We start from the raw sequence: 10187 nt of genomic DNA, 5'->3' as shown, positions 1-10187 counted from the left end.
GGTTCGAATCCCCTAGGGGATACCATCTATATTTTATAGAGAGTGGTTCCTAGCAAATAACTAACGAGTTGTTTGGTAAGAACAAGGCATTTGCTTCCTAGCCTACTGAAGTGAATGTATTACAAAGCTCGGTTACGAGTTAAATCATAAGTCCGGGTCCCCTTCGTCTAGAGGCCTAGGACACCGCCCTTTCACGGCGGTAACAGGGGTTCGAATCCCCTAGGGGATACCAATTTTAATCAAGGTTTATCGAAACTTTGGTTAAAGACAATAAACCACCTCAAGGTGGTTTTTTTGTGTCTAAATTTTGAGTATTAAATTGAGATCTCCCCGATTCATTTATGAGTCATACGCCCCGAGTTATTTGCCGAATTTACCCAACAATTCAAACCATCCACATTAAGATAAATAATGCTTCGAGAGGCTTACTTAGTGTGGTGAAGTCATTCTGTTCAATCGTGTGATAAGAATTATTTAAGTGTTTTCCTGCTTAACCTTGCGCTAACCCATGGCTAAAACTTACCTTTCGGATTATTCAGTGTGTTGGCACTTTGAATGCTGCCACTTTCAATACTGATAAATTGAGCCGTTAAGCGCGGTTTATCTCATGCTTCCAATCGCTAAACGAGCGCAATTTGAAGTGAGCCGTTCTCACGGTCGCCATTGTAATAGATGAATCGTGTATTACTGCGGTGAATATGCGGGCGAGTGTAAGAGTGAAGCTTGTGGGAGGTGGGCAGAAGTAGGCGGAAACTTATTTGAGATAAAAAAGGCGACACTCACTGCTGAGTGTCGCCTTTCGTCATCTTACCTTTGGCTTAGTCTACACCTAAGAATCCACCGGTTTGGTGGGCCCATAATTGAGCATAAATACCGCCTGCGGCGATGAGTTCATGGTGCGTGCCTTGCTCAACGACTCGGCCTTGATCTAATACAATTAACCTGTCCATCGCGGCAATAGTAGAAAGTCGATGGGCAATCGCGATCACTGTCTTGCCTTGCATTAATTCATACAAACTTTCTTGGATTGCAGCTTCGACTTCGGAATCTAGCGCAGATGTGGCTTCATCAAGCAGTAAAATGGGCGCATTTTTCAATAAAACCCGCGCGATGGCGATACGCTGTCTTTGGCCACCAGAGAGTTTTACGCCGCGTTCACCCACTTGGGCATCTAAGCCATGATTACCGTTAGGATCACTGAGTTCCTGAATAAAGTCATAGGCTTGAGCTTGTTTAATCGCGCGATCAAGTTGCTCTTCACTGGCACTGGGATTGCCGTAAAGAATATTCTCGCGGATGGTGCGGTGCAAGAGGGAGGTATCTTGGGTCACCATGCCAATTTGCGAACGCAGTGAATCTTGCATAACCATCTTGATGTCTTGGTCGTCAATATTAATCTGACCTTTTTCAACATCGTAGAATCGCATTAGTAGATTCACTAGGGTCGATTTACCCGCGCCAGAACGCCCCACTAAGCCAACTTTTTCACCTGCTTTAATATTCAAATTCAGATCTTCAATCACGCCAGTCTGCTCACCGTAATGGAAACACACTTGGTTGAAATCAATCTTGCCATGATTGACGACCAGCGCCTTGGCGTTTGGCTCATCTTGGATGATCGTTGTTTTCGATAAGGTGTTCATTCCATCGGTAACCGTGCCGATATTTTCGAATAACGAACTGATTTCCCACATTATCCACTGTGACATGCCGTTTAAGCGCAGCGCTAAACTGACCGCAATGGCGATGGCGCCGACCGTGATTGCGCTATCGGTCCATAGGGCTATCGATACTGCTGCAATACTAAAGGCCAACAGATAGTTGATGATTTGCACGCTTACGCTGATGCCCGTCACTAAGCGCATTTGGCGATAAACCGTGTCTAAAAATATCCGCATACTGGATTTGGCGTATTCGGCTTCTTTCTGTGTGTGAGCGAATAGCTTCACTGTGGTGATGTTGGTATAGCTGTCGACGATACGGCCTGTCATGGTTGAGCGCGCATCGGCTTGCTCGGTAGAGACACTTTTTAGTCTAGGCACAAAGTACCATTGCAGACCAACATATAGTGCAAGCCAGACGAGCATAGGTATGACTAAGCGCAGATCAGCGCTGGCAATCATCACCAGCATAGAGGTGAAATACACTAAAATGTATACCAACACATCGAGCAATTTCATCACAGTTTCGCGCACGGCTAAGGATGTTTGCATCACTTTCGTGGCGATTCTGCCCGCAAAATCATCTTGATAAAACGATACACTTTGTTTCAGCAAATAACGGTGGGCGAGCCAGCGGATCGACATAGGATAATTGCCGAGCAAGGTTTGATGCATGATAAGCGCATGCAGTAATACCAATATTGGCATCACAATTATCACCATTCCTCCCATCAGCATTAAGGTCGTGCCTTCGTCTTGGAATAAGGTTTCGGGATTTTTTTTCACCAGCCAATCTACTAATTGGCCCATGAATCCGAACAGTGACACTTCAAGCATGGCCAGCATGGCGGTCAGCACTGACATTAAGATCAGCGGCAGTTCGTAGCCCTTAGTGTAGTGGCGACAAAAAGCATAAACCCCTGTGGGTGGTTTAGTGGGTTCATCATCGGGTAGGGCTTCAACCCAGGATTCAAATCGTTTAAACATGAATTAACTCTATGGTGAGATAAAAAATAGTCGGCTCTAGCATATAGGATTTCATGCCCTAAAAGCATTGAAATGATTGAGTTCCGTTTTCCGCTAGTGCTATATGCTAGTTTTACGTAAAGTAATGAACAAGAAATTAATTGTGAGCGAATATTGTTGGGCGTGATGAAAAATGAGTACAGATAGAGCGTCTGAGAGTGCAAATAAGCGTGATGAAATAGATTCGGTGCATTCGCTGGAGTCCAGTTCGGGGCAACTTTCTGCGTCCATTTGCCGTGAAGCGAGGATGAGTCGCGATCCGAGGTTTGATGGTAAGTTTTTTGTGGGCGTATTAACGACGGGCATTTATTGCCGAACTGTGTGTCCTGCTGTGGCACCAAAAGAGCAAAATGTGCGTTATTTTGATTCGGCCATTAAAGCCGCGCAGGCGGGATTACGCCCATGTTTACGTTGTCGGCCCGACAGTGCGCCGGGATCGAATCCTTGGAAGGGGACTGGCACAACGTTAGCGAGGGCCATTAGCTTAATCGAAGCGGGCGCCTTAGCGGGAAAATCATCGGGAGAGCCAGCTTCGACAGTAACACAATTGGCTGACCGATTAGGGATCAGCAGTCGTTATCTCAATAAGCTCTTTACCGAAGGCTTTGGCACTTCGCCAAAACAATATGCCTTATATCGGCAATTACTATTTGCTAAACAATTATTGCACCAAACCCAATTACCTATCACTCAAGTCGCGATGGCGGCGGGTTTCAATAGTATTCGCCGTTTCAATGAGGCGTTTAAGCAAACCTTGCAATTGACGCCGACCCAGTTAAGAAAAAGTGCATTAACTAAAGTCGCAAAGGAGTCCATGATTGAGCCATCAACAGGATTAGGTGAGATTGATACTATGGGTGAATTTGTGCCGCACTATGGATTAACCTTGTATCAGTATTATCGGCCGCCATTGGATTGGGCATCACAGCTGGCGTTTTATCGCTTACGTGCGGTAACAGGGATGGAATGGTTCACGCCGCAAATGAGTCATCCACAAGCGAGCAATGTCGTTGGCGATGAGGCGTCCGTGGTCGATGAGGCCAAAGCTGGCGATAATGGGCTCGAATATGGTCGCTGTTTTGCCCTAGGTAAGATGCGCGGCACAGTGCACATTATCCATGAGCCTAAGCTAAATCGCTTCAAACTCGCGATAATGTTGACCGAAGATTCCCCTGTCGATGAGCTGCAATTGCTAGTCACTGAAGTGCGGCGCATGTTAGACCTCGATGCGGATATGCTGCTGATTGAACAAGGCTTAAGTGCGCTACCAAGTTTAGGATTAACACCGTTTTCGGGATTACGCATTCCCGGTGCAGGCTCCTTATTTGAGGCGGCCTGCCGTGCGATTTTAGGCCAGCAAGTGACGGTAGTGCAGGCGACTAAGCTACTTAATCAATTGGTTGAAGCCTATGGTGAGCGCTTTAGTCTCAATGGTTGCGAGTATCGTTTATTTCCTACACCCGAGGCCATTCGTGAGGCGAGTCTAACAGAGCTAAAAATGCCCGGCGCTCGTAAATTAGCCCTCAATGCGCTCGCGGCGTTTATCTGCGATCATCCTGAGGCGAGTGTCGATGATTGGCTCAGCGTTAAGGGCATAGGTCCTTGGACAATCGCGTATGCTAAGCTCCGCGGTTTGGGCGATCCCAATGTGTTTTTGGATACCGATTTGATTGTTAAAAAGCATTTGCTGGCCTTGTATGGCAAGACCCATAGGCTGGATGAAGCCGCTGTGGGTGCAGTCAACTACCCGAAGCTGTGTCAGCAGCTGAGTCAAGAAATCGCGCCTTGGGGCAGTTATTTAACTTTTCAGCTTTGGCATCAATAACCATCAAGCCGCCTCACATTTAACTGCTAGTTTAAAAAGATGATTTAGCGTTAAGTTAAGAGCCAATTTAGAACCAAATTTAGAGCAAACAAAGAGACAGATTATGAAACATGCGATTCGTCAATTGAGCCAAGCGCCGAGTATTGCTGCGTATCAGCCTTGTGCCGTAGATACTTTTATGAGTCCTGCCGGAATATTGCAGTTAAATGCCAATGCCTATGGGCTGAGTCATTTAACGGTTGTCGGCTCGGATCGCACTGAGATTGCGCTTGCTAAGGTGAGTGAGGATGCCCTCAATCAAGCTAAGGCGCATATTCGTGAAACTCAGGCGCAGCTTGCGGATTACTTTGCGGGTGAGCGCGTTGAATTTGATTTAAAGCTCGCGCCCAAGGGCACTGAATTTCAGCGTGAAGTTTGGCAAGCTTTGCTCAATGTCGATTATGGTCAGAGCTGCAGCTATGGGCAGATTGCCGAGCAAATTGGTCGGCCTAAGGCGGTGCGCGCCGTGGGCGCTGCCAATGGTGCCAATCCCATTGCGATTATCGTGCCTTGCCATAGAGTGATAGGCAAAAATGGCAAGTTAACGGGTTACGCCTATGGGCTTGCGATGAAACAGCAGTTATTAACGCTGGAAACTGCCAAGCATTGCCTCGATATTTAAGCTAGAATAGCCGCCTATTAAGATATTGGTGAGCAGTTAAACTTTCTATGACTCAGGCTTCTTCCTCTGCGGCAAGCTTTGCCCAACTCGGCATTATTGCACCCTTGCTAAATCGATTAACCGAATTAGCGTATGTTTCGCCTACATCAGTACAGGCGGCGACGATTCCCGCTGTGCTTGCGGGGCGCGATGTGTTAGCCGGTGCTAATACGGGCTCGGGTAAAACGGCAGCCTTTGCCGTGCCGCTGTTGCAACAACTTGTTGACGCAAAAACAGAGGATAAGACAGGCGCTTATGTTCGTTGTTTGGTCTTAGTCCCAACCCGTGAATTAGCACAACAAGTCGCTGACAGCTTTTTATCCTATGCCTCACATCTTAATGGCAAGCTAAAAATTGTCGCTGCGTTTGGCGGTGTGTCGGTGAATGCGCAAATGCAGAGTCTACGCTCTGGCGCCGACGTACTCGTAGCAACGCCGGGTCGTTTGTTAGATCTGTTGTCCAGTAATGCCATCAAACTCAATCGTGTCAGCGCCTTAGTGCTCGATGAAGCTGACCGCATGTTAAGCCTTGGTTTTACTGAAGAATTAGCTCAAGTGCTCGACGCTTTGCCCGTCAAGAAACAAACCTTATTATTCTCTGCGACATTCCCTGAAGAAGTCCGTGAGTTAACGGCAAAACTGCTTAATAATCCACTTGAATATCAATTGCAAAGTGAGCAAGAAAGCACGATTCATCAACGGGTGATTACAGTTAATCGTCCGATGAAAACCGCATTATTGGCGCATCTGATTAAAGAACATCAGTGGTCACAGGCGTTGATCTTCGTGAGTGCCAAAAATACCTGTAATCACTTAGCGCAAAAGCTGTCTAAACGTGGGATCACTGCCGAAGTATTCCATGGCGATAAAGCCCAAGGTGCGCGTATGCGGGTGCTCGATGGCTTTAAAAATGGCGAGATCAGTGTGTTAATTGCGACCGATATTGCCGCCCGTGGTATCGATATCGATAAACTGCCTGTGGTGATCAACTTTGATTTACCAAGGAGCCCTGCAGATTATATGCATCGTATTGGCCGTAGTGGCCGCGCCGGTGAAGCAGGCTTAGCCGTGACCTTGATTTCCCATGAGGATTATCACCACTTTGGCGTGATAGAGAAAAAGAACAAACTTAAGTTAGTGCGTGAGCAAATTGTCGGTTTTGAAGCCGATGATGAAATGCCAGCCGAACTGTTAGAACAAGCTAAACCTGTCGCCAAGCCTGAAGGTATGGGTAAAAAAAAACGTAAACAGTTACCGCCTGCCAATGCTGAATTTTGGGGTAAAAAATCTTAAGTCGTTGGAAACAAGCTATTCTTAGCTTATCTCTGGCGTTCCTTGTCATCTCACTTGTCGTAGGTAAGGTTTATGCAACACTTATTCTGGTTAGTTGAAGGTAAAGTCGCAGGGCGCAGTGGCCCTAATAAAGATCCTTGGGATTTACAAGCGCTCAAAGAGGCCGGTATTGGTGCCATTCTGTCGGTCAATGGGGGCGAGGGCTGCGAGCCGAGTGCGTTTAAGCAGCTTGATTTACGTTACGAATGTATTCCCTTTTCGCGCAATGTGCCGCCCCAAGATGGGGATGTGGCGATTTGTGTCGCTCAGTTGCCCAAGGCACTCGCCTTTATTCAGCAATGTGAAGCCGATGAGCTGCCTGTAGTGATCCATTGTCGCTCTGGCAAGGATCGCACCAGTCTTATCATGGCCTATTACTTGATGGTCAATGGTGCAGCGCCATTACATGCGGTGAGCCAAGTTCGTAATATTCGCGATATCGCTTTTACTGCCGAAGGTTGGGATCAATTCGCCTTTGATGTCTTGTACGCATTACAAGACTAAGCACTTGTCGGCGATTGGCATCGAACCTATTAATAAATAGGTAATAATAGTTTCATTCGTTTGACCTTAGTCATCAAAATTTTACTGTGTTAAGGTTAAGCTATCCGAAGGTTGTTTTTAGTGAGTTATTTATCTAATTATGAAAAGTAAGGCAAGTCAGTCACAGGGATTACTACTGTTTCGGTTATCACAGACTCAAGTGTTTGCCTTAGGCACGTTGAAAGTGCGTGAGCTGGTGCCGTACACACAGCTAAGCAAAATTCCCCAATCTCATCCGACGATTCTTGGCGCTTCAACTATTCGTGGCCATACGATTCCTATCATAGATATGGCGGCTGCGATTGGTTATCGGCCGATAGCTCCTGAAGAGCGGGAAAAATGCTACATCATCATCACTGACTGTCAGCGGATGATCATTGGCTTTTTAGTGCGTGGTATCGATAAGATTATTGAATGTAATTGGCGCGATATTGAGGCGCCTTCTGCTAATTTGGGTAAGAATGCCTACTTGACTGGCGTGACTCGTTTTGAGGACCAGTTAGTACAATTACTCGATGTTGAGTTATTGCTGTCGAAAATTTTCCCGAATAACCCACAGGCAAATCGGGCAATCTTGACCGATGTGCAGCGTGAGAAACTCAAACCCATGAATATCCTGTTAGTGGATGATTCTAAGGTGGCACGTAAACAGTTATCCGACGCCCTTGATATGATCAACATCCCTTATCGAGTGACCGCCGACGGTAAAGAAGCCTTAGTCATGATGGAACAAGCGGCACTAGAGCATCACCCCATAGATATTCTGGTGAGTGATATCGAGATGCCGGGACTAGATGGTTATGAACTGGCGTTTGAGGTGCGTGATAATCCACTGACTGCCAAGGCATACATCATTTTACACACGTCTTTATCCAGCGAAATAAGCGTGAGTCAGGCCCACCAAGTGGGGGCAAATGAAGCGCTGACTAAGTTCGATGCCCACGAGTTGATTGATGCTATGTTGCGTGGTGCCGATTTAGCCATGAAGCAGCGCCAATAAGGCGCTTGTTAGTTTTTTGTATGCTTTTTGCGGGACAAGGGTAATTTAGTTAGCTTATTTCCCCGCAAAACTAGACAAGTCTAGTCACATCCTATAAAAACCTTATTGGCCTCATTTCCGAAGGTGCGCGTTGGGGATCTCAACCGAAATATAATAACGACAGGTTAAACCATGAAACAAGAATCATCATTATTAGCTAAGTTGGCTAATGGCAGTCTCGTATTACAAATCTTATTAGGGATTATCGCTGGTGTGGTGTTAGCGAGTTTTTCACCCGATAGCGCAAAAGATATCGCCTTCTTAGGCAGTTTATTCGTTGGAGCACTAAAAGCGATTGCTCCAATACTGGTATTTATCTTAGTAGCATCGTCGATTGCCAATCAAAAGAAAAATACGCAAACCAATATGCGCCCAATTGTGATCCTGTATTTATTGGGGACCTTTGCCGCTGCGTTAACTGCTGTGATTTTAAGCTCTATTTTCCCCACGACTTTAGTTTTGGTTGCTGGTGTGGAAGGTACAAGCCCTCCACAAGGTATTGGTGAAGTGATCCATACCTTATTATTTAAACTGGTTGATAATCCTGTGAATGCGTTAATGACGGGCAACTATATTGGTATTCTTGCTTGGGGTGTGGGTTTAGGTTTAGCCTTACATCATGCTAGCGATTCGACTAAGCAAGTATTTGCCGACATGAGCCACGGCATTTCGCAAATGGTGCATTTCATTATTCGTTTAGCACCTATTGGTATTTTTGGTTTAGTTGCTGCGACGTTTGCTGAAACCGGTTTTGCCGCAATTGCGGGTTACGCGCAGTTATTGGCAGTATTATTAGGTGCGATGGCCATTATTGCCTTAATCGTTAATCCTTTAATTGTTTACGTGAAGATTAAACGTAATCCCTATCCGTTGGTATTTCGTTGTCTGCGTGAAAGTGGCGTGACGGCATTTTTTACCCGCTCGAGTGCGGCGAATATTCCGGTGAATATGGCGCTGTGTGAAAAATTAAATCTGCATGAAGACACTTACTCAGTCTCTATTCCCTTAGGTGCCACCATCAATATGGGCGGCGCGGCGATCACTATTACGGTATTGACCTTAGCTGCCGCGCATACCTTGGGCATTCAAGTCGATTTACTCACCGCATTGCTATTGAGCGTTGTAGCCGCTATTTCGGCTTGCGGCGCCTCGGGTGTAGCGGGTGGTTCATTACTGTTGATCCCACTTGCTTGTAGCTTGTTTGGTATTTCTAATGATGTCGCCATGCAAGTGGTCGCTGTCGGCTTTATTATTGGTGTGGTTCAAGATGCAGCCGAAACCGCATTGAACAGCTCTACTGACGTTATCTTTACCGCTGCCGCTTGTGAAGCCGCTGAGAATAAAGCTAAACTGAGTTAACGAGTGCTGTTATTCGTATTGAAAAGTATTATGGAAGCAGTCACTTAGGTGGCTGCTTTTTTTATGGGAGTCGTTATGATCTTTTTTGATTTTAGAGTGCTAGATGCTGCAAAGCCCTGGTATGGGATAAATGACACTGTGATGGGCGGTTTGTCTCGCAGTAAGATGACGGTGTCACCTTTAGGCTATGGTGAGTTTAGTGGCCATGTATCGCTGGCCAATGGCGGCGGGTTTGCTTCAGTGCGTTGTGAGTTTAACCCTATTGATGTCAGTGGATTTACTGGGATCTATGTCGAACTCGATGGCGACCGACCTAAAGACTATAAAGTGAATTTAAAGGATGTCGACACACCCCAAAGCACGGTTTATCAAGCGCCTATGCCCGCGCCCAGTCATCAAACGTTTGGCGTGAGTGGCGCTAGAGTCTTGAATTGGCAGCGGATAGAAATTCCCTTCAGTGACTTCTTGCCCCAATGTCGGGGTAAACCGATTTCCCGAGTGGCAATAGATTTAAGCCAAGTCTGTAGTCTAGGGCTAGTGATTGGTGCCCTGCAGAGTGGTGATTTTTCTTTGAAAATCAAAGAAATTGGCTACTATTAGCGTTTATAGTTGGTTTCTTATCATGAGTTTGTTGCCCCTAATTGCTTGCTATTGATAGTGCGGGCATCTCTAGGCTTCATTTAAGAAAAAGGATAAGGCCGAG

The 10187-nt window shown here is 46.2% G+C and carries 8 protein-coding genes and 1 tRNA gene; 8 read left to right on the top strand and 1 reads right to left on the bottom strand.

Going from position 1 to position 10187, the window contains the following annotated elements:
• Positions 1-156: 156 nt before the first annotated feature.
• Positions 157-232: transfer RNA gene (locus KO531_RS14670), tRNA-Glu, on the top strand.
• 586 nt (positions 233-818) lie between these two features.
• Here the strand turns inward: KO531_RS14670 and KO531_RS14665 are convergent.
• Positions 819-2648: an ABC transporter ATP-binding protein gene (locus KO531_RS14665; protein WP_113941006.1), complete on the bottom strand. Its 1830-nt coding sequence runs from the start codon at positions 2646-2648 to the stop codon at positions 819-821.
• Between the two features lie 172 nt (positions 2649-2820).
• On the opposite strand from KO531_RS14665, the gene KO531_RS14660 reads away from it, so the two are divergent.
• From KO531_RS14660 to KO531_RS14630, 7 genes are all read left to right on the top strand, one after another.
• On the top strand, positions 2821-4512 hold the full coding sequence (locus tag KO531_RS14660; protein ID WP_219251545.1) for an Ada metal-binding domain-containing protein: 1692 nt from the start codon (positions 2821-2823) through the stop codon (positions 4510-4512).
• Positions 4513-4615: 103 nt separating this feature from the next.
• A complete protein-coding gene (locus tag KO531_RS14655) occupies positions 4616-5173 on the top strand; it encodes a methylated-DNA--[protein]-cysteine S-methyltransferase (RefSeq protein WP_212601600.1) in 558 nt (185 codons plus the stop codon).
• A 47-nt stretch (positions 5174-5220) separates the two neighbouring features.
• Positions 5221-6504 carry a DEAD/DEAH box helicase gene (locus KO531_RS14650; RefSeq protein WP_212601601.1) on the top strand — a complete coding sequence of 428 codons (1284 nt, stop codon included), beginning with the start codon at positions 5221-5223 and terminating at the stop codon, positions 6502-6504.
• Between the two features lie 72 nt (positions 6505-6576).
• A complete protein-coding gene (locus tag KO531_RS14645; RefSeq protein WP_028761083.1) occupies positions 6577-7047 on the top strand; it encodes a dual specificity protein phosphatase family protein in 471 nt (156 codons plus the stop codon).
• Between the two features lie 139 nt (positions 7048-7186).
• The gene (locus KO531_RS14640) at positions 7187-8086 is read left to right on the top strand and encodes a chemotaxis protein CheV (protein WP_028761082.1); all 900 of its coding nucleotides are present in this window, start codon (positions 7187-7189) and stop codon (positions 8084-8086) included.
• Between the two features lie 171 nt (positions 8087-8257).
• Positions 8258-9484 carry a serine/threonine transporter SstT gene (sstT, locus tag KO531_RS14635; protein WP_113941009.1) on the top strand — a complete coding sequence of 409 codons (1227 nt, stop codon included), beginning with the start codon at positions 8258-8260 and terminating at the stop codon, positions 9482-9484.
• Positions 9485-9559: 75 nt separating this feature from the next.
• Positions 9560-10084 (top strand): CIA30 family protein, encoded by a 525-nt coding sequence (locus KO531_RS14630; RefSeq protein ID WP_219251544.1) that lies wholly within the window; start codon positions 9560-9562, stop codon positions 10082-10084.
• Positions 10085-10187: the final 103 nt, after the last annotated feature.

Origin of the sequence: Shewanella sp. NKUCC06_TVS (assembly GCF_019345515.1) — a bacterium.
Lineage (GTDB): Bacteria > Pseudomonadota > Gammaproteobacteria > Enterobacterales > Shewanellaceae > Shewanella > Shewanella oncorhynchi.
The sequence above is the reverse complement of the archived record's forward strand: the minus strand, read 5'-3'. Positions and strand labels throughout refer to the sequence as shown.